Source organism: Pseudoglutamicibacter albus (assembly GCF_022346425.1).
Lineage (GTDB): Bacteria > Actinomycetota > Actinomycetes > Actinomycetales > Micrococcaceae > Pseudoglutamicibacter > Pseudoglutamicibacter albus.
In genome coordinates, this window is sequence record NZ_JAKRCW010000018.1 from 1 (window position 1) to 26,320 (window position 26,320).

The following is a 26,320-nucleotide window of genomic DNA, read 5'->3' on the forward strand; positions in this document are numbered from 1 at the left end:
TCGAAACACTCAACCAACTGCTCACGCTGATGTTCGCTCAGCGAACTTCGTGCTCTCAATGAAAACTGCTCCCCACTAGTCGGTAACTGATTTCTCAGTCCAACTAAAGGGGAGCAGTTCAACGGGGAACGGGGCCTCTAAATATGCCGAAGGTAGGCCGCCACCTCGGCGGCCTACCTCAGGACACGATGTTGATCAGCGTAGAGATCAGCGGTAGAAGCGGGCCAGGAAGACGGCCACGACGGCCGGGCGCTCCTCGCCCTCGATCTCGAAGGTCGCCTCAACCACGAGGTGCAGGCCGTCGCCCTTAACCTCCTGGACGTCGGCGAGCTTCATGACTGCACGAACGCGGGAACCGACCTTGACCGGGGAGGTGAAGCGGACCTTGTCCAGGCCATAGTTGACCTTGGTCTTGACGTCGGAAACGTCGAACAGCTCTCCCCAGAACGGGATGATCAAGGACAGGGTGAGGAAGCCGTGGGCGATCGGGGCGCCGAAAGGGCCGTCCTTGGCGCGTTCTGGGTCCACGTGGATCCATTGGTGGTCGTCGGTGGCGTCGGCGAAGGTGTTCACCATGTCCTGGGTGATCTCACGCCACTCGGTGGCGCCCAGCTCGGTGCCTGCCATGGTCTTGACGGCGTCGAAGTCGACGACGGTGCGTGCGGTGGTCTCGGTCATGTTGCGGTCCTCTCAGGGAAGGGGTGAAAAGGGTGGTTAGACGAAGGCACTGACGCCGGTTACGGCGCGGCCCACGATCAGCGCGTTGATCTCGTGGGTGCCTTCGTAGGAGTAGACGGCCTCGGCATCCGCGTGGAAGCGGGCCACGTCGGTGTCCAGGGTGATGCCGTTTCCGCCGCAGACCTCGCGGGCCAGGGCCACGGTCTCGCGCAGACGCAGGGAGGTCATCATCTTGGCTAGGGCGGAGTTCTCGTCTTTATAGATCCCCTGCTCCTCTTGCTCCGTGAGCTGGACCATCAGCCCCAGGGAGGAGGTCAGGTTGCCGAGCATGATGGCCAGCTTCTCCTGGATGAGCTGGAATCCGGCCAGCGGACGGCCGAACTGCTGCCGCTCGCGGACGTAACGCAGGGCGGCCTCATAGGCGCCCGCGGTGGCGCCCACGGCCATCCAAGCCACATCCGAACGCATGGCCCGCAAGCAACGAGCCACGTCCTTGAAGGAGTTGATCCCCTCCAGACGGGCCGAGGCCGGAACGCGTACCCCGCGGTATTCGATGTGGGCGTTCTGCATGATGCGCAAGGAGGCCTTGTTCGGGATGATCGACATGCTCACCCCTTCGGCGTCCCGCGGAACCAGGAAGCACTTGACCTGGCCATCGGCGGTGTCGCGGGCGAACGTCGCGACGACGTCCGAGATGGTCGCCCCGCCGATCCAGCGCTTGGCGCCGTCGATCACCCAGGTGTCCGTCTCCGGATCATGGGTCGCGGTCGTGGCGAGCCCGCCGGCCACATCGGAACCGTGGTCCGGCTCGGTCAGCCCGAACACGCCGGTCAGCGAGTAGTCGAGGATCTTCGCGTCCAGCTCCTTCGCCTGCTGTTCCCCGCCGCCCAGGGTGCAAGCCGTGCGGAACAGGCCGGCATGCGCGTTATACAGGGTGCCGACGTTGATGTCGCAGCGGGCCAGCTCGAAGTTGCGGAACCCGGTCAGGATCCTACGGATGGGCTCTCCAGCTTCCTTGAGGGCTGGCGGGTCCATCAGCGGCAGCGCGCGGACGGCGTCCACCAGCTCCTGGGGAAGCTCCGCAGCGTCCCAAGCCGGGTTGACCAGCGGCTTCACGGTCGTCTCGAGCCGTTCCCGGAGGTCCAGGATGACGGCGCGCTCGGCTTCGGTCAGCCGCTCGGCGTAGCCGTAGAAGTCGGATGGGATGATGCTTCCAGTCACCGGTTCAGCCATCTCAGTCCTCCTTCGTCTCGGTCGCGGACTCACGGTCCAGGCCCAGCAGCCGCACCGCGTTGTCCTTGAGGATCCAAGGCCGAACCTCATCCTTGAGCGGCAGCTCCGCGAAGGCAGCCAGCCACTTGTCCGGGGTGATCAGCGGGAAATCGGTTCCGAAGAGGACCTTGCGAGCCAGTACGCTATTCGACTGGCGGACCAGGGACTCCGGGAAGTACTTCGGGGACCAGCCGGAGAGGTCGATGTGCACGTTGGCTTTGTGGGTGGCCATCGAGTTCGCCTCATCCTGCCAGGGCACCGATGGGTGGGCCATGATGATCTGCAGGTCAGGGAAGTCGGCGGCGACGTCGTCCAGCAGCAGCGGGTTGGAGTACTTCAGTTTGATGCCGCGCCCGCCGGGCAGGCCAGCGCCCATGCCGTTCTGTCCGGTGTGGGAAACGATCGGCAGCCCCAGTTCCTGGAGCCGCTCCCAGAGCGGGTAGTACTCGCGGTCCGAGGGGTCGAAGCCCTGCACGGACGGGTGGAACTTGAAACCGCGCACTCCGAGCTGCTCGGCCTGGCGGGTGGCCTCCGCCAACGCGTCCGCCCCGGTACGGGGATCCACAGAGCCGAACGGGATGAGAACGTCGTTGTTCCGGGCGCAGCCGGCCACGAGGTCATCGATGGAGTTCGGTTTGTGGCCAAACTGGGTGCGCGCGTCCACGGTGAAGACGACGGCGGCCATCCGGCGTTGGCGGTAGGTCTCCGCGATGGTGTCCACGCTCGGGGTCCGCTCCGCGGATTTGAAGTACTTCGCGGAGGCTTCGAAGAAGTCTTCCGGCAGCGCTTTGTGGCCGCACGAGTCCACTTCGAGGTGGACGTGCATGTCCACGGCCTCGATGGCCGAGGCGTCCACGCCCAGCTCGTAGCGGACTGGGGCGGGGCCGGGGGTTGAGGCGGGGCCGGGAGCAGAGGTTGAGGCAGGGCCGCCGTCCATGTTCCCGTGCTCAGCCCCCTGCGGAGCCGTGTCCTGGGTTCCGGTCATGGTGCTTGTCCTTAGTTCTTCTGCTCGGGTTCGAGCTCAGCAGGCAGAGGAGGCATTTTCTCGCCGACCTCCTGGAGATTGCCCCTGACCAGCTCGGCGCCCTGGGTCTGCATCGTGGCGTAGTCCCAGCCGCCCTCGTGGTACTCGGTGGCCACCGGCTCAGGATGGGACCAGACCTGCAAGCGATCGCCACCGACGCCAATGGCCTGGCCGGTGATGCCCTCGGCCTCCTCGGAGGAGAGGAAAGCGATGAGGCCAGCGACGTCGTCGGCGGTTCCGAAGCCGAGGTCATGGCGGAAGAAGGACGGCATGGCCTCGCCGCGCTCGTCCGCCTCGACGGCCTTCTGGAAGTATGGGACGGTCTTGGTCATGGCGGTGGCGGCCACTGGGATGACGGCGTTGACCATCACTCCGGCCCTCTTCATCTCGAGGGCCCACGTGCGGACCATGCCGACGATGCCCGCCTTGGCGGCGGCGTAGTTGGTCTGGCCGAAGTTGCCTCGCTGGCCGGTCGGCGAGCCGATGCAGACGATGCGGCCAGCCACGCCGTTCTCCTTGAAGTAGGCGTAGGCGGCGCGGACGCAGGTGAAGGTGCCCTTGAGGTGGACGCCGATGACGAGGTCGAAGTCCTCGTCAGTCATCTTCAGCAAGGACTTATCCCGCAGGATGCCGGCGTTGTTCACCAGGATGTCCAGGCCGCCGAAGGTGTCCACGGCGGTCTTGACCAGCTGGTCGGCGGCCTCGCTCGTGCCGACAGGGACCACGGCGGCCACGGCCTTGCCGCCGGCTTCAGTGATGGAGGCGACAGCGGCGTCCGCGGTCTCCTGGTTGACGTCGTTGATGACCACGGAGGCTCCCTGGCGGGCGAGCTCCTGGGCGTAGGCGAGGCCCAGGCCTGCGCCCGAGCCGGTGACGATGGCTACCTTGCCGTCGAGGGACATGGGGTTCTCCTTCGGTGGTGACGTGCTAGATGTCTGTTCTGCTCTGAGAGCCTGCGTGCCGCCTCGCGGCGGATACTCCCGGGCGATCCTGGTGTGGCGTTCACCACACAAGAACCATGACAGTACATATAATTGAAATTGTCAATTATTTTTCGAGGCTTGCATTTCGCGTACGATCCTCTGCAGGGGACAAGCCTCTACATGGGCAAGATCAGCCGGATCGCGTCCTCAACTACACGGACCAAGGAAGCAGGCACATGACGACCACCCAGGACACCTCCGGAGCCGCAGTGAGCCCGGCCGAGGCCGCCCAGCGCTTCCCCGCCCCTTCCACCGCCCTTGAGGCTGAGCGTATGGCGGAGTTCACGTCGTCAGAGCTCGCCGGCCAGGTCCAGTTCCTGGCGGCCCGGCTGCGCAGCATCGGCCACAGCCACGCCAACCGCGTCCTGCAGGAGGAGATGGGATTGAAGGTCCGCCAGTACTCCGTGCTGGCCCTGGCCGCCGCGGACGTGAACCCGTCCCAGCGCGAACTCGGCGACTTCCTGAGCCTGGACCCGAGCCAGATCGTGAACCTGGTGGATTTCCTGGAGAAGCGGGGATGGGTCGAGCGCCAGGTGGATCCGCGTGATCGTCGTTCCCGGATCGTCGTCGCCACACCGCAGGGGCAGGATGCCTACCGGAGGGCACGCGCGCTGACCATGGCCTCCGACGACGTGGTGCTCGCCGCGCTCACCTCCGACGAGCGGCAGGAACTGAGCCGGCTGCTGGAGAAAGTCGCGTTCTGAACTCTGGTCTCTGAACCCCGCCTGCTGACCCCCGCTAGACCTCACGAAGCGCCCCGCGGGGCCTGCTTAGATGCAGGCGCCGCGGGGGCGCTTCTTGTTGACGTTTTGTGACGCGCGTCGCCTGGCGGGCAGTTGACACAGCTCGAGGCCGGGCTATAGAAATGATGCTTGTAACCCATCCAGAGCGACTGAGAGACCTGGCTCGTTGACGTCGCAGCAACCGGTTTATGCACGGTGCTCCCGCCAGGAACGATGGAAAGGAATAACTGTGTCATCGTTGTCCACGCACACCCCTGTCCACCCTGCAGCTGGCGCTGAGATCGCCGCCGATGCGGAAGCCAGCACCGACGCCGGCAACGCCAGCACCGCGGTTTCCTCGGCTGACCTGAGCTTCGCTGAAGGGCTGCGTTACGTCACCACCCAGGATGCTCCGGTCACCCCGTGGGAAGCCGGCCACAAGCCAAGCCTGGCTGAGCTGCGTGAGCATTTCGGGCCGATCTTTGACCGCATCGCGAGTGGGGCTTCTGAGCGGGAGGCGCATCGTGTTTTGCCGTTCGTTGAGATCGCAGAGCTCAACCGGGCCGGCTTCACCGTGCTTCGCGTTCCTACCGAGTACGGCGGCCCGGGCGTGAGCTTCACCGACTGGGTGCAGCTGCTGATCGATCTGGCGGCGGCTGACCCGAACATCGCGCATCAATACCGTTCCCACGCGGGTTTCGTGGAGACGCTGCGGTACCAGGATGAGCAGACCCGCCAGTATTGGTATGCGAAGGTTCTTGCCGGCGATGTTGTGGGTAACGCGTCCACGGAGATCGGCGGGAATGCGTTGAATACGCTCAACACGACGCTGGCCGTGCAGGCGGACGGCACTGGGGTGCTCAATGGCGCTAAGTACTACTGCACTGGCACCGCGTACGCGACGCATACCCGGGTTTCGGCCACGCTGCTTGATGCGGACGGCACGCCGACCGAGGGTCGACAGTTCGCTGTCGTTTCCACGCGCGCCCCGGGTGTTGAGCTTGAGGACGACTGGAATGGTTTCGGACAGAGCCTCACCGGTACCGGAACCACGCGTTTCACCGATGTGAAGGTTGCGCCCGAGCACATTTTGAACCGCGTGCCTGGCAGCGCTGAGGCGCAGTTTGAGGCGCCGCTGTTCCAGCTTGTCTTGCTCGCTGTATTGGCCGGTATTGCTCGCAACGTTGTGGACGATGCGGCGGCTGGCGTGCGGCGGCGGACCCGCTCCTTCAATACCGGCTTAGGTGTTCCGCACTCTGAGGACCCGCAGATTCTGGGGGTTGTGGGCCGGCTTTCGGCGCAGGCTTTCGTAGTGGAGTCGGCGGTGGTTGAGGCTGCGCGGCGGCTTGAAGCCGCCGAGGGCGTGCTTTCGCTCGAAGGCGAGGACGCTGGCACCGGCGATGGCAACGGTGACGCCGATACTGGCGCCGCCGCTACTGGCAACACTGACGCTGGCACCGGCGCCGCTACTGACACAGCGCAGCGTCTGCTGACTGAGGCGGAGCTTGCTGTTGAGCGTGCGCACGTGACTGTGCCCGGCATCGTGACCAGTATTTGCTCTGACCTGTTCCTCACGGGTGGCGCTTCGAACACGTCGCGGGAGAAGAACCTGGACCGGCATTGGCGCAATGCGCAGACGGTCGCGACGCATAACCCGCTTGTGTTCCGTGAGCGGATCATCGGCGACTACCTGGTCAACGGCACCGTCCCGGAGGGTCTCAACGCGATCGGTGAGGTGCGCCGTGCTTCTTAACGCGTTTGAGATGGCCACGCCGGTGCATCAGTCCCCTGGTTTGTGGCGGCATCCGGAATCCCGGGCAGCGGATTTTGATCAGTTGAGCTACTGGACCGGCCTGGCGCAAACCTTGGACAAAGGCGGTTTCACGGCCCTCTTCCTGGCCGATGTGCTGGGGACCTATGACGTGTACGGCGGAAGCGACGCGGTTTCGCATGAGCGCGGCGTGCAGGTTCCGTTGCTGGATCCGTTCGCTGCGGTGTCTGCGATGGCTGCGGTCACCCGTAGGCTCGGTTTCGGGTTGACGGCGTCGTGCGCGTATGAGGACCCGTTCCTCTTGGCGCGTCGGTTTGCGAGCCTGGATCACCTCACGGGTGGCCGGGTTGGCTGGAACATTGTGACGTCGTATCAGGATTCCGCTGCCCGGAACCTCGGTTTGGAGCGGCAGCTACCGCACGATGAGCGTTATGACCGCGCGGACGAGTACATGGACGTCATGTACAAGCTGTTCGAGGGCAGTTTCGCTCCGGGTTCGGTGCTCAAGGATGCCGATGCGGGTGTATTCGTGGATCCGGCGGGTGTTCGGAAGGCTGAGCATAAGGGCGAGTATTTCTCGGTTGATGGTGCGTTGTTGACGCATCCGGGGCCGCAGCGGACGCCGTTCTTGTTCCAGGCGGGTGCCTCGGCGCGGGGCTTGCGTTTTGGTGCCGAGAACGCTGAGGCCGTGTTCATGATCGGTTCTGAGCCAAGTGTCGTGCGCGGTTATATTGACCGCTTGCACGAGGCGCTTGAGGCCGCGGGCCGGCCCGCCGATGCGGTGCGCACGTTCGCGATGGCCACCGTGGTGACGGGCGCGGACGACGAGGAGGCACAACGCCGCTTCGAGTCCTATCAGCAGTATGTCGACGTCGAGGGCGCGCTTGCGCTGTTCGCGGGCTGGACCGGCGTTGACTTAGCCGGTCTGGATCCGGATGCCCCGTTGGCCGAAGTTGAGACGGAAGCGAACCAGTCCGCCCTGCGTTCGGTGACCTCTGGCGACACAGCGCGCGAGTGGACCGTGCGCGACATTGCCGCGTTCGTGACGTTGGGTGGCCGTGGCCCCGTGATTGTGGGTGGCCCCGAGAGCGTTGCAGATCAGTTGGAGGCGTGGCAGGCGGCTTCCGGCGTGGATGGCTTCAACGTGTGTAGTGGTGTGCGGCCGGCTGATCTTGAACGTTTCGTTGAATACGTGAGCCCCGAGCTGAGGCGCCGCGGCCTGTTGGCTGACGCGGGGCTGTTGGCTGACGCCGGCGCTGAAGGCGACGATGCCGGTGCCGCGGAGACCGTGACGTTGCGTGCCGCGGTGACGGGGCAGGATTGGTTGCCTGAAACGCATCGTGGTTCCCGCTTCCGCACTGGCGCTTTGGTGGAAGCTGGCAGCTAAGCATTTCCGCACCGGCCGCGCAAAGCCGGCGGGCGGGTTCCGTGGGATGCCCCACGGCGCCTGCTGCCGCATCGTAATTCTGCAGCCGCGGATTGTGATGACGTGTTGTGACGGTTGCCGGCTTGCGCGGCGCGGGAAGGGCGATAACGTTACGGAATGAAGAATTCTTCGCATGATGGCGCGAGCCAGCCGCTTCCGGAGCAGTCGCGCCCAGCGGCGGGCGTTGCGGCGAGGGCCGTGAGCCCGGCTTTGGCGATCGCAGGTATCTTGTTGATCGCTACGAATCTGCGGATGCCGATGACCAGCGCGAGCCCGCTGCTGCCCCGCATTAAGGAAGACGTGGGGCTTTCGGCGGCGTCCGCATCGTTCCTGATTTCCTTGCCGCTGCTGTGTTTCGCGGTGTTTTCGCCGATCGTGCCGCGGATTGCGGCGCGTTTCGGGTTGGCGCACGCTTTGTTCGGCGCTCTGGTAGCGGTCAACGTGGGGATCGTTTTGCGTTCCTGGGTTGGTTCATTCGGTTTGTGGGCCGGCACCGTATTGATCGGTGTTGGGATCGCGATCATGAACGTGTTGCTGCCGGCGCTGATTAAGCGTGATTTCCCGGATCATGCCGGAACGTTGACGGGTGTGTATTCGGCGTTTCAGTCGCTGATGGCGGCACTTGCGGCGGCGGTCGCTGTCCCGATCGCTGGCCTGCCGGGTTGGGGTTGGCAGGGCGCTCTCGGTTTGACGTTGGGCGCCGGTTTGATTGGTATGGCGGTGTTCGCTCCGCAGGTTCGTGCCGACCATGTGATGCGGCGAACAAAGATCCTGGACCGCCAAGCAGCTGACGCCGCGGCCGCTGGCGAAATGTCCGGCGCTGAAGCCCCCGATGCGGTGGCCTCCCCCGCTACCCCGGCGTCCGCATCGTCCCCCGCCCCTGCACCTGCGTCCGAGACAGCGCCGCCGGCGCGTCCGCGGAGTTTGTTGCGTTCCCCGTTGGCGTGGGTGATTACGGCGTTTATGGGTTTTCAGTCGACGCTGTTTTATTCGATTTTGGCGTGGTGGCCGGCTATTGAGATGTCGTCGGGGATTTCTGAGGAGAGCGCCGGTTTCCATATTGCGGTGATTCAGGCGTCCGGTATTGTGGGTTCGCTTGTTGCGGGCTGGTTGATGAGGCGCGACGTGGTGGGGCCTACTGTTGGTGTGGCGGTTTCCACGGTGATTGTGGTGCTTGCGGGGACCATGCTGGCTCCACAGTTGGCGTTGCTGTGGGCGCTGTTGATAGGTACTGCCCAGGGCGGGTTGTTCACCGTCGCGTTGACGTTGTTTGGGGCGCGGGCGCGTACGCCGATGTCAGCTGCACGGCTCTCGGGTATGGCGCAGACGTTCGGTTATGTGATTGCGGCGTCTGTTCCGCCGGTTTTGGGTGTGGTGCGTGAAGCAACGGGTTCGTGGACGGCCTCGTTGTGGATCATGCTGGGTATTGCGGTGATCACGTTGGTTGCGGGGCTGGTTTCAGCTAAGCCGCGCTACGTTGAGGAGTATTAGCCGCGGTTTTGGGGACCGTGGTCGCGGGCCACGGTGCGCTGCGGAGAAATTAGCCTCGTTTTTCGCGGTTTTCGCGGGCGCGTTGTGCGCGTTCGCGTGCTTCGATGGCGTCGAGTTCGGCGTCAGTGAGTTCGGATGAACGGTTGACGCCGGAGCCTTTGCCGAGGTCGTCCGGGTTTTCTTTGGCGACCATCATGAGCAGGGAGATCACCAGCAGGCCCGCGACGAACGCGATGAGGAAGAACGTTGCACCGATCTGAAGGTTGAGGCCGTTGCGGGTTCCGCCTGCACCGGCGAATGCGGAGATGACGCCGGCGACGATACCGAAGGTCAGCGACAGCGCGAGTGCAGGTTTGACGCTTTGCTTCCAGCCGGACTGCTTCGAGCCAGACGTGGATGGCTTGTTGGCCACGGATTCTCCTTTACGCGGGTTTCGTGCGAGGTCTGTGTACAGGTTTGTGTGCGGTGCGCTCTGGTGTTGTTGTGTGTTTTCAGTCTAGTTGCCGCGGCGTTGGTCTTGCATGTAGCCGACCGCGGAGATCAGCAGGTGCACTGCGATGAGCGCGGTGATCATGGAGGCCATGCCGAAGATGCCGTGAGGGTCGCTGGTGGTCATGAAGATCATGATGATGCCGCCGATGACGCCGAGGCCACCGGAGATGGTGGTGTCTTTGCTGGGGCGGCCGGTTTCGCGGGTTGTGAGCCCGCCGTAGAGTTCTGATGCTCCGCCGATGGTGTAGCCGAACGCTACGGCGAGTGCCATGCCGGTGGCGTCGCGCATGATGATCGCGAGGACGCCGGCGATGGACCACGCGAGGACCGCGGAGGTGACGGCGGTGCGATAGCTGGGTGCCAGGGAGAGCCGCATGATGGGCCAGTAGAAGAGTGCGCTGGCGAGGAAGAGGACGGCGAAGGCTGCGCTGATCGCGCCGACGGTTGGGGTGGTGTTGAAGAAGACGCCGACGAGTGCGAAGAGCGCGCTGACGATGCCCCGGTAGAGCATCGGTTTGGCGAGGACTCGTTTATAGTCCGCCGTGGTTGCTTCTGTGCGGGTGTTGCTGGCACCGCTGTTGCTGGCGCTGTCCACCATGTGGTTTGTTCCCCTTGTTTTTCGGGTGTGTGGGTGCGGGTGGGCACCAACTTTCAAGTTTATCTGATGCCGATTGTGTGCTTATTTCTGGCGGAGTTTGCGGTTGGTGAGGTGGGTCGGTTGGGCTGTGAGTGGGTCTTCCGGCCAGGGGTGTTTGGGATATCGGCCGCGCATTTCCGCTCGGACGTCGGCGTATGGGCCGGTAAAGAAGGAGTGCAGGTCCGAGGTAACCGCGAGAGGCCTGCCTGCCGGTGAGAGCAGGTGGAAGAGGACGGGCGCGCGGCCGTCTGCAAGGCGTGGTGTTTCAGTCCAGCCGAAGGTTTCTTGGAGCTTCGCGGCGACCACCGGTTGCGGAGGCTCTGCATTTGTCGGCTCCGCACTGTCCCCTTCTGCACTGTCCCCTGCCCCGCTGGCTTCATCCGCGTCCCCGTATTCGCTCACATCTGGGTAGTGGATGGCGGCGGTGTTGCCTGAGGGCAGGGTGATGCGGGCGGGCGCGAGTTCGTCGAGGTTCGCGGCTTCTGGCCATGGGAGGAGCCGGCGGAGTGGTTCGGTGAGGTCGATGTTGTTGAGGCTTGCGCCGTGTGCGACGTCGTTGAGTTCTGGGCCGAGCCATTCAGTGACGGTCGCGGCTAGGTGGTGTTCGTCCATCGCTGGCCATGGGTCGCCGATGTGGTGGTGGAGGAACGCGAGCCTGTTGCGTAACGCAGTGGCGGTGCTGTTGAAGGTGAGCGCGTTGAGGCCCTGGGTTGCGAGGTGTTCAGCGAGCGCTTCCGCTGCTTGGGTGGGATTGGGTTTGGTGGGGGTTGCGCGTAGTTCGATCACGCCGATCGCTTCGATGTTGCGTGCGCTGATGGTGCCTTTGGGTGTGATGGTGATGCGGGTTGTGGTGCCGGCGAGGTTCCCGGCGGCGTCGGTGGCTTCGTCGAGGGTGAGGGGTGCGGCTGCACGGATGATGGCGCCGGTTCCGGCGGCGGCGTTCCCGTGTGCTCGGGTGACGTCGGCGATCGCGAGCCATTCGGGGCGTCCGAGCGTGGCGTCCGGTGGAAGTGCGGCACGGGTGCCGGAGGCGAGGAGGTAGATCCCCTCCCCCATGTGTTTCGCGATCCGGTCAGGCCAGGCCGTGGCTGTGACGATGCCGGCAAGTTCGGCTGCGTTGGTGTGGGCCGCCGCGTGTTTGTGTGCGAGCCGGGTGAGGCGTTGTGTTTCGCGTTGGGTTGGGCGGTGGGGGTTGCGTTGCTGGTGGCGGATCGCGTCGGGGAGGTTGGCTCCGGGGATGCGTTGTTCGCCGGTGGCTACGGCGATCACTGTCGCGACCTCCTCCGCCCCGTAACGCGCCGCGTTGTGTGTGAGTGCGTGTGCCCATCGTGGGTTGAGTGGGATCGCGGAGAGGGTTCGGCCGTGGTCGGTGATGCGTCCTGTGTTGTCGATCGCGTTGAGGGCGTGGAGTGTTTTTTCGGCGTCGTTGAGGGCGGCGGCGGGTGGCGGGTTGATCCAGCGGAGGTTGTGGCCGCGGGGTGCTCCCCATGCGGCGAGGGTGAGGGCGGTTTCGGTGAGGTCTGCGGTGGTGATTTCGGGGGTGATGTGTGCGGGTGCGGCGGCGTGGGTGCGTTCGCTGTAGCAGCGGATTGCGGTTCCGGGGCCGAGGCGGGCGGCGCGGCCTGCGCGTTGTTCGGCGCTGGCTTGGGAGGCGGATACGGTGACGAGTCCACTCATTCCGCGGGTTGCGTCGCGGCGTGGTTCGCGGGTGAGGCCGGAGTCGATCACGAGGTGTACGCCGGGGACGGTGAGTGATGATTCGGCGAGTGTTGTGGAGACGATGATGCGTGGTTTCCCGCCGGGTTCACGTCCGCGGATGGCGTGGTCTTGTTGTTGGGCTGGTAGTTGCCCGTGGAGTGGGAGCACGTCGATGTCTGTTGTGGCGGCGCGGAGTTGTTGGGTGATGTGGTCGACTTCGCGGGCGCCGGGTGCGAACACGAGCGCATCGGTGTCTGGGTTGGTGGTGAGCGCTTCGCGGTGGGTAGCGAGCGCGGTGGTTGCGACGTGGTTGAGGAAGCTGGTTTCGACGCCGTGCGGCCCGATCCGGTCTCCCGCGTGTGGGGTGTACGTGATGGTGAGTGGGTGGAGTGCGGTCGCGGAGCTGATGTGCGGGACGGGTTCCACGCGTTCAAGGTCGGTTCCGGCGCCGGAGCCAGCACCCGCATCGGACCCTGCTCCCCCGTCGTTTTCTGTGCCGTCGCTTGCGAGGAGGCGGGCGAAGGTTGGGGCGTCGACTGTTGCGGACATCGCGATGATGGTGAGGTCGTCGCGGACTTGTTGGGTTTCGCCGGTGAGGGCGAGGAGGAGGTCGGTTTCGAGGTGGCGTTCGTGGACTTCGTCGAGGATGATCGCGGCGGTGCCGTCCGCCATAGGGTCTGCGAGGAGCCGGCGGACGAGGATTCCGGGGGTCACGAATTCGATGATGGTGGCGGCGCTGGTGTGGGAGTCGCCGCGGACGGTGTAACCGATGTAGTCGCCGAGTTTAGTTCCGGTGAGTTGGGTGAGGCGGTGGGCAGCGGCGCGGGCGGCTACGCGGCGTGGTTGGGTCACGATGATCCGGCCAGGCGGCGTGCCGGCGCCTGCGGTGTCGCCGGCGCTTATACGGGCGAGGTGGTTCGCGACGGCGGGTGGTACGAGTGTGGTTTTGCCGGTTCCGGGTGGGGCTTGAACGACGGCGGCGCGGTGGGTTGTGAGGGCGGCGTCGAGTTCGGGGAGGGAGTCCGCGAAGACGAGCCCTTCCCCGATCACATCCAGGTCAAACAAGGGATGCACGTTTGAGCTGTTCCCGGTAGAAGCCATGCATCCATTGTGAAGGAGGGGTCTGACAGTTTGGTCCACCGCAGCACCCGCTTCCACCGCATCGGCATTTTCAACCGCAGCACGGCGCCCACCCGGCGTCACGCTCGTTCCCAGTTCTCGCCGGTGTCGTGTTCTTTGAGAACCCACCCGACAGGGCTGCCGATGTGGTTGATGCGTGGCGTGAACCAGTAGGTTGTGTCGGGTCCCCAGCCGGCGATGACACTCGCCGTGTCCGCATCGGCTGGGATCGCGGTGCCCGCGGCGGCGAGGTAGGTGGCGACGGGAAGGTGGACCGCATCGTAGTGTTGGGCGATTTCGGCCCAGTCCGGGGTGACCCATTTACCGTTGCGTCCGGTGGTGCGGTACCAGTCGTGGCGTTTCTGTGCGGTCTGGTTGAGCGGGAAGCGGCGGCATAGTTCGGCCCAGGCTTCTGCGGAGTCGATCTCGTAGATACGCAGCCCTTCGGGGATGCTCAGGCGGAGTGTTTCGGCGGTTTCCCATCCCATACTGTCTTCGACGAGCCACAGCCCGGCGGGGGTTGTGTCGCAGAGTTCGCGGGTGGATGCGGGGACGCCGTGGGGTGTGGACCACCATTCGCCGCTCCAGGATGCTGTCGGGTCGGTGGGGCGTTCGCGGGCAGCGAGGCGTCCCTCTTTAACGGCGTGTACCCGCGCTGTCTTCAGCACGGCGAGCGGGTCCTGTGGGATGGTGCCGGGTTCGTTGTCCCATTGGACGGTCCACTGCGTGGATGTGTCGATGGGGGTGTTCCACCAGGCGGTGTGTTCCGATGCGACGATGTGCTCGGCGACGCGGCGTAGCCCGTCACGCATGGCTTTGGTTGCGGCGAGGACGTCGGTGCCGTCGGGTTCTTGCCAGTATGTTGCGGTTTCGACTGTGTTGGCGAGGCATGTCAGTAGGAGCCGCGGGGTCATGTCGGCGAGGGGGACGGTTTCGAGCCGCTCGGCGACGTGCGCGGGAGTGATGGCCGGGATTTTCGGTATGGAGTCTCCAGGGCCAACGACGCGGAGTGCGCCTGTTCCGTGGTTTGGGTCTAGGCGGCGGGACGCGAAGAACTCGAGCTCGGCAAGTGAGCCGCCGACTTCCTCAAGTCCCGCGATCCGTTCTGATTCCAGGGCATACTCCAGCAGCAAGCGCCGCCCGCGCGGGCCGGCTAGCAAGCCGTGCGCGGCTGAGTTCTTCCCGGTAGAAACCATGCCTCCATTGTGAACGAAGGGCCTGACAGTTTGGAGCGCCCGACGTATTGGAACGCAGCCAGTTTCAAACTGTCAGACCCCCCTCGGATACTCAAAGCGTGGAAACCTTCGGTACCCGGAGCCCCGCAAGCGCAGGGATTACTGCTACTTACACCCCATCTAAGGGTCATCCCGAAACCGGTTTTCGGGATGATTCAAGCATGTCATGCAGAGCCTTTCCCTAAGAAGTTCGAAATAAATCTAACTAGATAGGGTGAAAGTTTACCGATGCGGAAAATTCGGCTATATTTCCAGATAGACAGATAAACCGAGAGGAGGCATAAATGCACATCTCCGATGTGGAGTCACTTTGGGCTAAAGCTCGCCCCTATGTCTCGAGCGACCTTGAGCCACTGCAGACCCTTTCGATTCGACAGCATCTCGAAGACACCGCCGCTATTGCCGGGCATATTTGGGACGACTTTCTTGCCCCGCACATTAAAGAAATGCTCGCAGTTGAGCTTGGCTCGGATGAAGTGGCGCGGGCTTCTTTCGTCTTCCTCGCCGGTGCTCATGACACCGGAAAAGCCGCGCCCGCATTCTCAGCCCAACATCGACGCGCAGCAGATCAAGCACAGGCCGCAGATTTCATCCACCCACCACAGCTGGCCCCAGGTACGTTACTGACACCACGGTTGCGCCACGAAGTTATCTCCGGCGTAGCTTTGCGGGAATGGTTGCGGAACACATTTGCAGTGAAGCGGCTCCCTATTCTGCATAGCTGGCTCGGGCCGGTTCTTGCGCATCACGGAGCACCGGCGTCCAAACAAGTCTTTAGCGTAGCACTGCTCGATTCGTTGAGCCTGGGCGACCAACGGTGGGCCGATGCCCGCACCGCTTTGCTTGATCATATTGATTCCGTAACGGGCTTCTCGAAGATCATCAAAGAAAAGCTTCCAGCTCTCCCCCGTCTGACCGCTCACGCTCAAACCATTCTTTCCGGCGCGGTCATCATGTCCGACTGGATCGCATCCAACGAGCATTATTTTCCCCTGGACCTTATCGAGGCAACCCAGCAGCGAGCCCAGGAAGGTTGGGCATCGCTAGCCCTGCCTGGGCCGTGGACATCATGGGATCACCCCGCCGGCGCTGATGAGCACCTCCAGGAGCGCTTCAACCTCGATGCTTCCGCCCGGGCCCGCCCGATGCAGTCGGCGGCCCGCGAGCTCGCCTCAGAGTCACAAGAGCCGGGGCTGATCATCATCGAAGCCGGCATGGGTGAAGGCAAGACCGAAGCGGCGCTCATGTGCGCAGAAATACTCGCCAAAAGGTTCGGCCACGGCGGTGTTTTCGTTGGTTTGCCAACCCAGGCCTCCACCAACGCGATGTTTGAACGAGTCACCCAGTGGCTCGAGCAGTTCCCACTCGAGGAAGGCCAAGCATCTCCCACGACTTTCCTCGCCCATGGGAAGCGGGACCTAAACGAGACGTATCACGCCGCATATAAAGAGGCCTGGCGCCGGTACTTTGGCCCTCATGCGCGCGATGAGTCGACCAAGAAAGAGCTTCATAGTTCAGTGGTCGCTCACTCGTGGCTGACCGACCGTCGCCGCGGCTTGCTGGCACCTTTCACTATCGGCACCATCGACCATGCGTTGATGCTGGCCCTCAAAATGCGTTTCGTGACCCTGCGCCACCTCGCGTTCGCAGGCAAAGTTGTGGTGCTGGACGAGGTCCACGCTGCAGACACCTATATGTCCCAGTTCCTCGAAGACGCACTCGACTGGCTCGGCGCGATGGGCGTTCCCGTGGTTATGCTCTCCGCAACCCTGCCAGCCAGCAGAAGGGAGGCGTTCATCCGCGCCTACCAGGGGCACACGAACCGGAACCAAGCGCCCCGGCAGCAGAGCCTCCCTGTCGAGGCTTATCCGCGCCTGACCTTGGCGGAACGTTCGGGCCGTGTTGTGGAGCGTTCCTCGGAAAGCACCGGCGTGGTTCGCGAGCTGACTGTAAGACGGCTAGGCAATACCCCGGCTGACCTCATCGAACTCATTAGGGTAAAAGGCCGCGACGGAGGCCGAGTTGCTGTCATCCGCAACACGGTGCGCGAAGTCCAAGAGACCTCAGAGTTACTGCGTGAAGCGTTCCCGGATGCTCACCACTACATTTCTCATGCTCGGTTCATGGGCAATGACCGTGCAGAGCGAGACAACGTGTTGCTGGAGCAATTCGGCAAGGGCGGTTCCGCACCCGAGGGTGAGCTAAGCATCGTTGTGGCAAGCCAGACCATTGAGCAGTCGCTGGACCTGGACTTTGACCTCATGATCACCGACCTCGCCCCGGTGGACTTGATACTGCAACGCTCGGGGCGTCTCCACCGCCATACACAACGGGACGCTATCCGCCCACCCCTGCTGCGTCAGGCTGAACTGTGGATCAGCGGAGTGGACTGGAATACAACTCCGTTCGCTCCATCGCGAGGTTCCGTTGCGGTTTACGGCGAGCACCTCCTGCTGCGTACAGCCCTGGCACTCGGCCTCGTCGACAAGAGCGAAGTCCAAGTTCAGATCCCGGCAGACATCCCCGATCTGGTCGACAACACATACGAAAAGCCTGTTCAGGCGCCCGCCGGCTGGGAGGATGCACTCGCCAAAGCTGAACAGAAGTTTCTTGAAGAAACGAAGGAGGCTCGCAGAAAACCTCAAGCGGCCCTGCTTCACGAACCTTCCACCATGAAAGACATTTTCGGGCTCGTTTCAGGTGGCTTGAGCGAAGATGGCACCGATGAGCGGGTCACTGTTGGCGTGCGAGACGCCGCAGACAATGTGGAAGTTCTGGTGGCCCAGATGATTGACGGCCAGCTGTGCATTCCTGCTTGGGTCGCCGAGCACGGAGGAACCCAGTTGCCGATGTATGAGCCACCTCCCGCTGACGTCGCACGTGTCCTCAAACGGTGCAGCCTCAACATCACCGAGCACATGCTTCACAAGACAAGCATCGATTCGTTCATCGAGCACCTGGAACGGACTTCTGAATTTGATTGGCGGGATTCACCCGAACTGCGTGGCGAACTCATACTAATTTTTAATGAAGATCTAACGTATTCAACAGATTGGTTCACCATGCACTATGACCCAACCTTCGGTTTGAAAGTGGTTAAACATGACTGAAGCAACACGTGAGCGGCCCACGTTTTCGCTTATCAGCCAGCCGTGGATTCCATGCCTTGGAATGGACGGCGCCGTCAAAGAGTACTCGCTTCTCGATGTGTTCAAGGAAGCCAAAAACCTCAAGACCATCGCGGCGGAGTTGCCGATCACCGACTTCGCTCTGCTGCGTCTCTGCCTGGCGATCATCTACGCTGCGAACCGAGGTCAAGCTCTGGATACCGAGCTGTGGGCAGACTGGTTCGAGGAAGGGCTTCCGGTAGACGATATCGAGCACTACTTTGAAGAGCACTCGGAATACTTCGATCTGTTTCACCCAGAAACACCGTTTTTCCAAGTGGCGGGCCTACGGAACTCCAAAGACGAACGCTTTGGCCTAGAACGCCTGATTCTGGACGTCCCGTCCGGCAAACCATTCATGACCACGCGCATCGGCGCAGGCTTAGATTCAGTCTCCTACGGCGAAGGCGCCCGTACCCTTGTCACCTTGCATGCCTTCGACATTGCCGGCATTAAGACCGGTGCCGTAGGTGACCCCCGAGTCAAGGGCGGTAAAGGCTATTCGATTGGCCCTAGCTGGGCCGGCAGGCTTGGTGGAATCTTCTTCGAAGGCGCCAACCTGCATGACACATTGATGCTCAACCTCGTGGGAACTCACCCGAGCAGCGGCACTCGTTGGGCCAATGATGCGCCCGCGTGGGAGACCTTTCACTGGGAGGCAGGTGACGCTCAGGCTGCTGAAAATCCAGACCTCGAACCCACGGGGCCGCAAGCGCTATACACGTGGCAAAGCCGCCGCGTCCGCCTCTTCCCGGAAGACGGGGTCATCAAACATGTGATCGTTGCTCAGGGCGACCCTCTAGCACCGCAAAACATGCTCGATCTCGAGCCTATGTCCGGCTGGCGCAACAGCCCCGCTCAGCAAAAAGCCCTCAAGAGCCCCACCCCCGTCTATATGCCTCGGGAACATGACCCTGCTCGAATGCTTTGGCGCAACGTAGGTACGTTGCTACCTGCTGGGCGAACCAACACCTCAGTAGAGGAACGATTTAGAACTTCGGTTAGCTCTGAGTGGCTCGGAGAGCTCTACCTCGATGAGATGCTCCCCCACGAATATCCGGTGCGCCTACACGGTGTTGGTCTTGTCTATGGGAGTCAGCAAGCAGTCGTTGACGAACTGTACGACGACGTTGTCAGCGGCCAACTGGCAACATTCGCGAGCACAAATCCACAGGTGCAGCAGGCGATTAGTAACGCCGTCGAAGCGTCCGAGCAGGCCGTTCTGGCGTTGCGTAATCTTGCGGCAAATATTGCCACCAGCCGGGGCCTTGATCTCGAGGGGCCACGCGAGGAAGCGAGCACCCTTGCTTATGCTGCACTCGACGCACCCTTCCGTGAATGGTTTTCCCGAGCCACCCCGGAGAACATCGTTGAGCTTCTTCCCGAGTGGGTCGAGCGGGCTCTCTCACTAATCCTGGCTATCGGTCTCGATATGACCTCCCGCGCCGTTTCGATTTCCTTTTTCGGCAGGGAGCATCAGGACCGCCGCTATAACGCCCCATTGTCTGAAGCCTGGTTCCGTTCCGCGTTGGCGAAAATTCGTAAATCTTTTATCCCCACCACACATACTGAAGAGAGGGCGTAAGCATGTCTACGGTTTCATCTGGAAGCCGCGGGACCACCGCGTCAGAGCTCGTTCGTTTCGTACTTCACCGCTCGCACGTCTTGGGCGAGGGCTACCGCTCTAATCGCGCAAGCGCAGTCGAAGCTATCGCGATTCTCGCTCAGGCGGCAGGGCGTCCCATCGGTTCATCTTTACAAGCATTGAAATGGACCATCGACGAGGCCCCCTCCGGCTGGGTCAGCAACGATGGCCAAGCCTCCCGGGCTGAGTTGGCGGCTTATGCCGCGCTGACATTGTTTGCTGTTCATCACCGTTCCCGGAAGGATACCTCGCCTCACACCGATGCCGTGAAGTTCGGCCAGGCCGTGCGCCAGGCTGTTGATTCGGCCACCAATGGCACCGGTGTTGAACGCCGATTTGAACAGCTCGGTGCAGCGACCTCCTGGGAACAGCTGCTAGGCCGACTCCGCTCCCTGATTCAACTGCTGAAACAAGACCGCCGCGCCTTCGACTATGGGCAGCTGGCTAAGGACCTTTTCGACTGGCAGTTCCCTGAACGTCGAAACACAGTGCGGCTCCGTTGGGGCCGTGACTTCTACAACCTTCCCTCATCAGCTTCTCTAAAGACTTCCGTTTCCTAATCCACTCAGAAAGGCCCATCCCATGACCCGCACCATTATCGACATCCACGCTTTGCAGACGGTCCCACCTTCTAACTTGAACCGTGATGACACGGGATCTCCTAAAACAGCACTTTTCGGAGGCTTGACTCGTGCACGGGTTTCTAGCCAGGCTTGGAAACGTGCAGCCCGCATGATGTTCCGTGACATCGCAACTGACGATCTGCTAGGTGTTCGAACCAAGAAGGTAGTGGCTCTTCTAGCATCGAAGATGCTCGAAATCGATCCAGATATCGCTCAGGAACAGGCTGAAGCGGTAGCCGTCGAGGTCGTGACTGCTGCCGGTATCAAAGTTGCTAAACCAAAGGGCCGCAAGGAGGAGGGCGAGAAGCTCGAGGAGGCAGGTTACTTGGTTTTCCTCTCCGCGGCGCAGGTGAACAACCTGGCGCAACTTGGTGTGGATGCCCTCGCCTCGGGTGATGTCAAGGCCTTCGTGAAGGACCGCGAAAATAAGAAGAACATCCGTGCGGCCGCAGTCCAGGACGCGTCGGTGGACGTCTCGCTGTTTGGCCGGATGGTCGCAGACGATGCATCCCTCAACATTGATGCGGCAGCTCAGGTTGCGCACGCCATCAGCGTGCACGATACCCCTACAGAAGCTGACTACTTCACGGCCGTAGATGATATTCGCGAAGCCGATGAAGATGGGGGCGAAGATGCCGGCGCAGCGATGATCGGCACCATCGAGTTCAACTCATCGACGCTGTACCGTTACGCGACTGTGGATGCGAACGCGCTTGCTGCCAACCTTGGCAATGTTGAAGCCACACGTATTGGTGTCGAGGCTTTTGTGCGTGCGTTCTTGACGTCAATGCCTTCAGGAAAAATGAATACGTTCGCGAACCGTACCCTGCCTGAGGTGGTTGTGGTTCAGGTCCGTGATTCGCAGTCAGTCAACTTGGTGGGCGCGTTTGAAGAGCCCGTCCGTGGTACCCATATCAGCGATGTTGCTGCAGCTCGCTTGGCCGCGTGGTCGCAAAAGATCGACGAAAAGTACGGCACTACCCCAGTGAAGTCGTGGGTGATCAGCCTCAACGACGGCCTCAAGGAGCTGGGCGAAGCGTCCTCCCTTGAAGGGCTCGTTACGGCACTGGGTGAAACCGTAGAGAGCCGTCTGGGGGCTTAGTGATGACGCACACCCTCGTACTTGTCTTGCGGGGTCCGCTGCAAGCGTGGGGTGCCCGGAGTAGGTATAACCGGAGAGCAACACAACCTCAACCAACCAAGAGCGGTGTGGCCGGTCTGCTGGCTTCAGCGCTTGGTTATGATCGGAGCGCTGATCTCTCCGAGTTCCGTGACCTTCGCTTCGGTACACGGACAGATATTCCGGGCACCTTAACTGTGGACTTTCAAACCGCTAGAACCTTGGGGCCAAAACCATCACGTATGCCCCTGACTCACCGTCACATGCTTCAGGATGCAGTTTTTGTGGTCGGATTCGAATCTTCCGACCGGGAGCAGCTTGAACGGTACATCAAGGCCGTCCAAGCACCCGTTTACCCCTTGTACTTGGGGAGGCGGGCCCTGCCTCCGGCGGGCCCTATTCAATCGGAAATTTGCGAAGGCGGCCTCGAGGACGTTTTGAAGAGTTATCCGTGGCAGGCGTCTGATTACCAGGCAAAGCGGTTGGCGAATATGCGGCGGAGGGGTTCTGAACGCCTCCACCTGACGTTCGAGTCGCGTCCGGGTGACCCTACTTTCGCGACCGCGGAAACGATTGCCGATAACCCTGTGAGTTTCTCGATGGAGCATCGCCAATACGATTTTCGGGCTATGTCGCATGACTATGTCCCGTTGTCTGCGATCACGACTCATGACAATGGATCGGCGGATTCTGATGATGTTCATAATCCGATGGCATTGCTTGCTCCGGTTGATGACGAAGGAGTGTCTTGATGTCTATCACTCTGACCCGGGTTCCGCTGGATCTGACTCGTAGCGGTACGCGACGGAAGCTTGCAAGCGAGCAGGTGATGCACGCGGTTATCGCTGCCGCAACGGATGCTGGGGCTGAACGTCGTGTTTTGTGGCGCATCGATGGAGAAGCTGCGCAACGTACGTTGTATGTCGTTTCGCCGGATGTTCCAGATGTCTCTCGCCTGTCGCAGGAGCTGCTTGTCGACGAAGACGCGATCGATTCGCGGGATTACCAGCCTTTGTTGGATTCCTTATCGAATGGTCAGGAGTTCCGTTTCCGTTTGCGTGCCAACCCGATCATCAATAAATACCAGGAAGGGCGGGATCAACGTTCTGCCCGAGTCCCTCTTGTGGGGCTGGACGCGCAACTCGGTTGGCTTGAGCGTCAAGCCGGGCGTCACGGTTTCGAGCTGGCGCGTTCACGGATGGGACAGCCTGAAGTTCTGGTTCATGGCCAGGAGAACATGCAGTTCTCTAAGCAGAATGGGCGGATTGTCACTATTCGTGCAGTGGTTTTCGAGGGGATCCTAATGATCACTGATGCGGAGCGCTTCACTTCTGCGCTGGTTTCGGGTGTTGGTCCTGCGAAAGCGTACGGCTGTGGCTTGCTGACGTTGGCCCCTGCGAGCGGCTTAAGCGATGTCTAATACGCCGCCGGGGTTTGTGCCGCCCGAGCTTCCGCAGTTGGCTCGGGCGGCTGACAGGTTGACTTTCGTCTACCTGGAGCGGTGCCGTGTGCACCGTGACGCTAATGCGATTACGGCGACGGATGAACGCGGCACGGTTCATATCCCGGCGTCTACGCTTGGGACGCTGTTGCTGGGACCGGGTACGACGGTGACGCATCAGGCGATGACGTTGCTTCACCAGTCGGGTGTTTGTGCTGTCTGGACGGGTGAAGAGGGTGTCCGTTATTACGGTCATGGGCGTCCTTTAGCGGAGTCTTCGCGGCTGCTGGAGGCTCAGGCGAAGTTGTTCTCGACTACGCGGGGGCGACTCAAGGTAGCTAGGGCTATGTATCAGATGCGTTTCCCTGGCGAGGATGTTTCTGGGTTGACATTGCAACAGTTGCGGGGGCGTGAGGGCGTTAGGATGCGCCGCGCATACCGTGCGGCTGCAGAGAAATATGGCATCCAGTGGTCTTCACGTGAGTATGATCCGAATGATTTCGCAGGCGGCGATGCGGTTAATCAAGCGCTTTCCGCGGCTAACGCGGCTCTCTATGGAGTGGTTCATTCAGTTATCGTCGCGTTGGGTCTATCGCCTGGATTAGGGTTTGTTCACACTGGGAATGTTAGGTCATTTGTGTTGGATGTCGCTGATCTGTATAAGGCGGAGTTGATCATCCCTCTGGCTTTCCGGTTGGCCGCGGAGCAGCCGCCCGATATGGGTTCGGCCGCTCGGCGTGCAGTGCGTGACCTTATGGTTGGTGGAAAGTTTCTTCAACGGTGTGTGAATGACCTCCGTGTTCTTCTCCTTGATGAGGGGGCGGATAGTGAAGAAGACCCTGATTCTTCACCGCTGTTCCTCTGGGGAGGGTTCGGCGACGATGTTGCGGCAAATACCAACTATGGCGGCTGAGTCATGTTGGTGTTAGTTCTGTCCGCGGTGCCTGCTGGGCTTCGGGGGCATGTGACTCGGTGGTTGTTAGAGATTTCTCCTGGCGTTTTTGTTGGGAGTGTTTCCCGGAGGGTGCGTGAGGCTCTTTGGGAAGAGGTTCGGGGTTCTGTCCGTTCTGGGCGGGCAATCCTGGTTTGGCAATCGAATAGTGAACAAGGTCTTGAGTTTTTGGTTCACGGGCATCATTGGGAGCCTGTGGATTTTGATGGGATAACGCTCATGATGCGCCCGAACCAGCCTTCCGCGAACTCGGCCAGGGTTGGCTCTAGCAACGCGTCGAAATGGCGCCGCTACGGACGCAGATCAAACAGATGACTCTCGGCTGTTGTCCAAAGTGAATCTTTTGACCGCACCAAGGTACATTGGACCCAATGGGATCCAAGTGAGTTCCCCGCGCCTGCGGGGATGATCCCAGCGCGCGACTGGCGCACACCCATCACCGTGTGAGTTCCCCGCGCCTGCGGGGATGATCCCATCCCAGACGCTGGGGTCGACTGGACGTGATGGAGTTCCCCGCGCCTGCGGGGATGATCCCACGGGAGTCGGACAGGGTGGTGGCTGTCGGACGAGTTCCCCGCGCCTGCGGGGATGATCCTGATCGTGTAGGTCTGGAAGCCGAGGGTGGTGCGAGTTCCCCGCGCCTGCGGGGATGATCCCTTCGCGGCGGCTTGAGGCCACCGAGCGGAGAGGAGTTCCCCGCGCCTGCGGGGATGATCCCGGGTGCGGTTGCAGGTCCGTGTGCCTATAGACGAGTTCCCCGCGCCTGCGGGGATGATCCCAGCCCGGCGGACGTCGCGATCCTCTTCCACCAGAGTTCCCCGCGCCTGCGGGGATGATCCCTCGAACGGACCTAAGTGTTGGGGGACCCCGGCGAGTTCCCCGCGCCTGCGGGGATGATCCCACCGGCCTGGCATGAAGCCCGCGCCGGACACGGAGTTCCCCGCGCCTGCGGGGATGATCCCATCAACCTTGATGCGGGTGTTGTCCGTGTTGAGAGTTCCCCGCGCCTGCGGGGATGATCCCCCTAACTTTCCACGCCCAAAAGGTTCCACACGGAGTTCCCCGCGCCTGCGGGGATGATCCCGGGATGTACCGGGCGATGCTCGCCCTCGGATGGAGTTCCCCGCGCCTGCGGGGATGATCCCGGCTGATTGCGTTGGAGGATCGGGAGCAGACGGAGTTCCCCGCGCCTGCGGGGATGATCCCCCATTCATGGTGCGCGGCAAGAAGGTACGCGTGAGTTCCCCGCGCCTGCGGGGATGATCCCGGAGCTAAGGTTCCGGAGGGTAATTACTTAGTGAGTTCCCCGCGCCTGCGGGGATGATCCCGTGTCGCCTGGGACACGCACTACGCGGTGGATGAGTTCCCCGCGCCTGCGGGGATGATCCCAACGTGTAGCGAATCTTATTGCCCTCCTACCGGAGTTCCCCGCGCCTGCGGGGATGATCCCTACGAAAGGCACACACGGCGTTTTTCCGCATGGAGTTCCCCGCGCCTGCGGGGATGATCCCCCCGCTGGGCAAGCCAGGAGCTACTGGCAATTCGAGTTCCCCGCGCCTGCGGGGATGATCCCAGGAGCAACCATGACCGATCACTACACCGAAGGAGTTCCCCGCGCCTGCGGGGATGATCCCTACAGGGGGCGCACCTATAAGACGGTCTATGAGAGTTCCCCGCGCCTGCGGGGATGATCCCAGTGCATTCAGCTGATGACTTCGAGACAAAGAGAGTTCCCCGCGCCTGCGGGGATGATCCTTACTGCTGTCTCATCGAGCGAGCACTGGGGATGAGTTCCCCGCGCCTGCGGGGATGATCCCCCGTCTAATAAACGACGTTCACACACGTTCACGAGTTCCCCGCGCCTGCGGGGATGATCCCGGTCACCGTGCGCTCGGTTCACTCACGATAGGGAGTTCCCCGCGCCTGCGGGGATGATCCCGTCATGAGCCGGTACAAACACATGTGGGCCAAGAGTTCCCCGCGCCTGCGGGGATGATCCCGCGCCCTGCAGGGTCTTGCCGGACTCAGCCGCGAGTTCCCCGCGCCTGCGGGGATGATCCCCCGGGTGTGTTCCTCACGGTGGGGCTCATGTAGAGTTCCCCGCGCCTGCGGGGATGATCCCGCGAAGCGTTCAAACACTGCGGCCGCGCAGCGGAGTTCCCCGCGCCTGCGGGGATGATCCCGACACAGACACCCTATAAGGAAGGGAACCCCCGAGTTCCCCGCGCCTGCGGGGATGATCCCCAACGTCACTAACTCCGACAACGAGCCTTTACGAGTTCCCCGCGCCTGCGGGGATGATCCCTGCTTGGCCACATCTTCGAAATCGCGGCCGCCGAGTTCCCCGCGCCTGCGGGGATGATCCCGGCTCAATCGTCTGCTTACTGGTTTCTGCCGCGAGTTCCCCGCGCCTGCGGGGATGATCCCTGAACAATCGGGATGCCGCGCTCATTCAACTGGAGTTCCCCGCGCCTGCGGGGATGATCCCAACATTGTTTTGTATCCGTATAAGCCCACAACGAGTTCCCCGTGCCTGCGGGGATGATCCCCACACTCCACACGGAGTATGGGGACGACGTCTGAGTTCCCCGCGCCTGCGGGGATGATCCCCCTCCACGTGAAGTCATGGAAATCGATGTAAGGAGTTCCCCGCGCCTGCGGGGATGATCCCATCGTCAGGCCGCTACCCGCTATGGCTGAGACGAGTTCCCCGCGCCTGCGGGGATGATCCCAAGGTTCGGTTTCACGTCGTTCTTCTTCGCATGAGTTCCCCGCGCCTGCGGGGATGATCCCGACACCACCGACGGCGACCTCACCGCGGCGC

At 62.2% G+C, this 26,320-nt stretch carries 20 protein-coding genes, 1 CRISPR repeat array and 1 riboswitch; of the genes, 12 read left to right on the forward strand and 8 right to left on the reverse strand.

Features of this window, described 5'->3' with window-relative positions:
* Positions 1 to 207 precede the first annotated feature (207 nt).
* From MHJ63_RS09395 to MHJ63_RS09410, 4 genes are all read right to left on the reverse strand, one after another.
* On the reverse strand, positions 208 to 678 hold the full coding sequence (locus tag MHJ63_RS09395; protein ID WP_035755878.1) for a MaoC family dehydratase: 471 nt from the start codon (positions 676 to 678) through the stop codon (positions 208 to 210).
* Positions 679 to 714: 36 nt separating this feature from the next.
* On the reverse strand, positions 715 to 1,911 hold the full coding sequence (locus MHJ63_RS09400) for an acyl-CoA dehydrogenase family protein (RefSeq protein WP_239447249.1): 1,197 nt from the start codon (positions 1,909 to 1,911) through the stop codon (positions 715 to 717).
* A gap of 1 nt (position 1,912) precedes the next feature.
* Positions 1,913 to 2,776 (reverse strand): amidohydrolase family protein, encoded by an 864-nt coding sequence (locus MHJ63_RS09405; RefSeq protein WP_239447266.1) that lies wholly within the window; start codon positions 2,774 to 2,776, stop codon positions 1,913 to 1,915.
* 170 nt (positions 2,777 to 2,946) lie between these two features.
* Complete coding sequence (locus tag MHJ63_RS09410) at positions 2,947 to 3,876, reverse strand: SDR family NAD(P)-dependent oxidoreductase (RefSeq protein ID WP_239447250.1); 930 nt, start codon at positions 3,874 to 3,876, stop codon at positions 2,947 to 2,949.
* A gap of 257 nt (positions 3,877 to 4,133) precedes the next feature.
* Between MHJ63_RS09410 and MHJ63_RS09415 the strand changes: the two genes are divergently transcribed.
* The 4 genes from MHJ63_RS09415 (at position 4,134) to MHJ63_RS09430 (ending at position 9,367) form a co-directional block, all read left to right on the forward strand.
* A complete protein-coding gene (locus tag MHJ63_RS09415) occupies positions 4,134 to 4,661 on the forward strand; it encodes a MarR family winged helix-turn-helix transcriptional regulator (RefSeq protein WP_239447251.1) in 528 nt (175 codons plus the stop codon).
* Between the two features lie 172 nt (positions 4,662 to 4,833).
* Positions 4,834 to 4,920, forward strand: a riboswitch (SAM riboswitch).
* Between the two features lie 9 nt (positions 4,921 to 4,929).
* Complete coding sequence (locus MHJ63_RS09420; RefSeq protein ID WP_239447252.1) at positions 4,930 to 6,432, forward strand: acyl-CoA dehydrogenase family protein; 1,503 nt, start codon at positions 4,930 to 4,932, stop codon at positions 6,430 to 6,432.
* Between the two features lie 22 nt (positions 6,433 to 6,454).
* Positions 6,455 to 7,837: an NtaA/DmoA family FMN-dependent monooxygenase gene (locus MHJ63_RS09425; protein WP_338110394.1), complete on the forward strand. Its 1,383-nt coding sequence runs from the start codon at positions 6,455 to 6,457 to the stop codon at positions 7,835 to 7,837.
* Positions 7,838 to 7,993: 156 nt separating this feature from the next.
* Positions 7,994 to 9,367 carry a CynX/NimT family MFS transporter gene (locus MHJ63_RS09430; protein ID WP_239447254.1) on the forward strand — a complete coding sequence of 458 codons (1,374 nt, stop codon included), beginning with the start codon at positions 7,994 to 7,996 and terminating at the stop codon, positions 9,365 to 9,367.
* Between the two features lie 49 nt (positions 9,368 to 9,416).
* Here the strand turns inward: MHJ63_RS09430 and MHJ63_RS09435 are convergent, their stop codons facing one another.
* The 4 genes from MHJ63_RS09435 to MHJ63_RS09450 all read right to left on the reverse strand — a co-directional run bounded on the left by MHJ63_RS09435 (position 9,417) and on the right by MHJ63_RS09450 (position 14,509).
* A complete protein-coding gene (locus MHJ63_RS09435) occupies positions 9,417 to 9,779 on the reverse strand; it encodes a hypothetical protein (RefSeq protein ID WP_070491210.1) in 363 nt (120 codons plus the stop codon).
* An 84-nt stretch (positions 9,780 to 9,863) separates the two neighbouring features.
* On the reverse strand, positions 9,864 to 10,457 hold the full coding sequence (locus MHJ63_RS09440; RefSeq protein WP_239447255.1) for a DUF308 domain-containing protein: 594 nt from the start codon (positions 10,455 to 10,457) through the stop codon (positions 9,864 to 9,866).
* 81 nt (positions 10,458 to 10,538) lie between these two features.
* On the reverse strand, positions 10,539 to 13,295 hold the full coding sequence (locus MHJ63_RS09445) for an ATP-dependent RNA helicase (protein ID WP_239447256.1): 2,757 nt from the start codon (positions 13,293 to 13,295) through the stop codon (positions 10,539 to 10,541).
* Positions 13,296 to 13,393: 98 nt separating this feature from the next.
* Entirely contained in the window at positions 13,394 to 14,509 is a 1,116-nt protein-coding gene (locus MHJ63_RS09450) for a hypothetical protein (protein WP_239447257.1), read from the reverse strand.
* 323 nt (positions 14,510 to 14,832) lie between these two features.
* Here MHJ63_RS09450 and cas3 point away from each other — a divergent pair, with 323 nt between their 5' ends.
* From cas3 to cas2e, 8 genes are read left to right on the forward strand one after another with little or no spacing between them, the layout of a single operon-like run.
* The gene (gene cas3 / locus MHJ63_RS09455; RefSeq protein WP_239447258.1) at positions 14,833 to 17,658 is read left to right on the forward strand and encodes a CRISPR-associated helicase Cas3'; all 2,826 of its coding nucleotides are present in this window, start codon (positions 14,833 to 14,835) and stop codon (positions 17,656 to 17,658) included.
* Positions 17,651 to 19,300, forward strand: coding sequence for a type I-E CRISPR-associated protein Cse1/CasA (gene casA / locus MHJ63_RS09460; RefSeq protein ID WP_239447259.1), 1,650 nt, complete (start codon positions 17,651 to 17,653; stop codon positions 19,298 to 19,300). Before cas3 ends, casA begins: the two co-directional genes overlap by 8 nt.
* Positions 19,301 to 19,302: 2 nt before the next feature.
* Positions 19,303 to 19,920, forward strand: coding sequence for a type I-E CRISPR-associated protein Cse2/CasB (gene casB, locus MHJ63_RS09465; protein WP_239447260.1), 618 nt, complete (start codon positions 19,303 to 19,305; stop codon positions 19,918 to 19,920).
* Positions 19,921 to 19,942: 22 nt separating this feature from the next.
* Positions 19,943 to 21,085: a type I-E CRISPR-associated protein Cas7/Cse4/CasC gene (gene cas7e, locus MHJ63_RS09470; protein WP_239447261.1), complete on the forward strand. Its 1,143-nt coding sequence runs from the start codon at positions 19,943 to 19,945 to the stop codon at positions 21,083 to 21,085.
* 2 nt (positions 21,086 to 21,087) lie between these two features.
* The gene (cas5e, locus tag MHJ63_RS09475; protein ID WP_239447262.1) at positions 21,088 to 21,855 is read left to right on the forward strand and encodes a type I-E CRISPR-associated protein Cas5/CasD; all 768 of its coding nucleotides are present in this window, start codon (positions 21,088 to 21,090) and stop codon (positions 21,853 to 21,855) included.
* Complete coding sequence (gene cas6e, locus MHJ63_RS09480) at positions 21,855 to 22,523, forward strand: type I-E CRISPR-associated protein Cas6/Cse3/CasE (RefSeq protein ID WP_239447263.1); 669 nt, start codon at positions 21,855 to 21,857, stop codon at positions 22,521 to 22,523. Before cas5e ends, cas6e begins: the two co-directional genes overlap by 1 nt.
* Positions 22,516 to 23,457, forward strand: a complete 942-nt coding sequence (gene cas1e / locus MHJ63_RS09485; RefSeq protein WP_239447264.1) for a type I-E CRISPR-associated endonuclease Cas1e — start codon at positions 22,516 to 22,518, stop codon at positions 23,455 to 23,457. Before cas6e ends, cas1e begins: the two co-directional genes overlap by 8 nt.
* 3 nt (positions 23,458 to 23,460) lie before the next feature.
* Entirely contained in the window at positions 23,461 to 23,811 is a 351-nt protein-coding gene (gene cas2e, locus MHJ63_RS09490) for a type I-E CRISPR-associated endoribonuclease Cas2e (RefSeq protein WP_239447265.1), read from the forward strand.
* Between the two features lie 69 nt (positions 23,812 to 23,880).
* A CRISPR array of direct repeats spans positions 23,881 to 26,289; the repeat unit is 29 nt; unit sequence GAGTTCCCCGCGCCTGCGGGGATGATCCC.
* The last annotated feature ends 31 nt before the right edge of the window (positions 26,290 to 26,320 follow it).